The sequence below is a fragment of the Streptomyces sp. NPDC003016 genome, from assembly GCF_053591455.1.
Genome location: NZ_JBSFTV010000100.1, coordinates 1 through 1,244 on the forward strand (window position 1 = coordinate 1; position 1,244 = coordinate 1,244).

Annotated in this window: 2 protein-coding genes; one reads left to right on the plus strand and one right to left on the minus strand. The window is 68.6% G+C overall.

All coding sequences use genetic code 11. From position 1 onward, the window contains the following. Positions 1-406, minus strand: a 406-nt coding sequence (locus ACWDZ4_RS35055; RefSeq protein ID WP_451512427.1) for a GH12 family glycosyl hydrolase domain-containing protein, incomplete at its 3' end; no start/stop codon positions are given. A 629-nt stretch (positions 407-1,035) separates the two neighbouring features. Between ACWDZ4_RS35055 and ACWDZ4_RS35060 the strand changes: the two genes are divergently transcribed. Further along, positions 1,036-1,244, plus strand: a 209-nt coding sequence (locus ACWDZ4_RS35060; protein WP_451512428.1) for a hypothetical protein, incomplete at its 3' end; no start/stop codon positions are given.

Below are 1,244 nucleotides of genomic sequence, written 5' to 3' on the forward strand. Positions count from 1 at the left end.
AGACCGCGTTGCTGACGTACCCGTAGGAGATGCTGCTCGGCGCGCTGCTGATCGAACTGAGCTGCACCGGCAGGTTGGTCCCGGGGGAGCAGTTCGTGTAGTGGCAGCCGTTGTAGACGGACGGGTACGACTTGGGCGCCCCGTTGGCCGGGACGGACCCGTCGGCCCGGGTGAGCTCGAACCCGCTCGCGGTCGCGTTGACGCACTGGGTGGCGGTGGTGCCCCAGCGGTTGTTCTGGACCACATAGCGGCCCTGGATGGTGGTCGATCCGAACCGGTCACAGATCAGAGTGTCGGCCTGCGCGGGCCCGGCCGCCGTCACGAGAGCGGCCATCGACGCCAAGGCCACCAGCATCGTCGTGAGGGCGGCGCGGGCGGAGCGGACACGGTGGAGTAGCAATCGCATGCGGACCCTTTCCATGGGCATGGGGGGAGGTGGGGAGTGGAAGGGGCAGAACCGGGAGCGCTCCCGGTCCCACCCGTTTGGGAGCGCTCCCAATCCTTACCCCGATCAGGACTGTAGGGACGCACCGAGGCAGTGGCAAGACGTGGGAAGGGACAACTCCATCGGTGCGAGAGCGAGTTGGAGCGAACCCGAGGGGCGCCGGTGGCTCGTGCGCATAACCACTCTTCCGCCATCGGGCGAGGGCTCATCAAGCCGAATCCGCCGACGACGGCCCGAGTGACCCGCAGGACTCTCTCGCGGGGCCGCTGACCAGGATCCCGTCCACGGCCGGCCAAGCGCCGACCGCATCCGCGGACTCTCCCGCCCTGATGGCCGGGCCGAGGTCGGGAGCGTACAGAACGCCGCATTCCTTGGCTTGTTCACGTCATGCCATAACCATTGACGAGGGTGGATCAACTCTTCACAGTGGGTCATCAGACGGCATTCACAAGTGGGAGCGCTCCCGAAAGCCGATGTGGGCCAGGAGTCGGTTGACCGCTCCGCCACGCACTCCCGTCCCTGCCGGATCATCCGGGTTCCCCCGGACCACGTGCCACCTCACCCGCTCTGCCCGCACAGGAGGAACCCCCATGCGCACCATCGCTCTACGGCCGATCGTGGCCGCACTGGCCGCCCTGGCCCTGGTGCTCGCCGCGATCGCCGTCCAACTCACCCTGTCGGGACGGGCCACCGCCGCCGCCGGGCAGACCACGGCGGTCACCGGCGGCCCGAGCAGTTTCACCCAGCAGCTGCCGACCGGCGGAGCCTCGCAGTACACCACTCCGCTCGAACGCTGCCA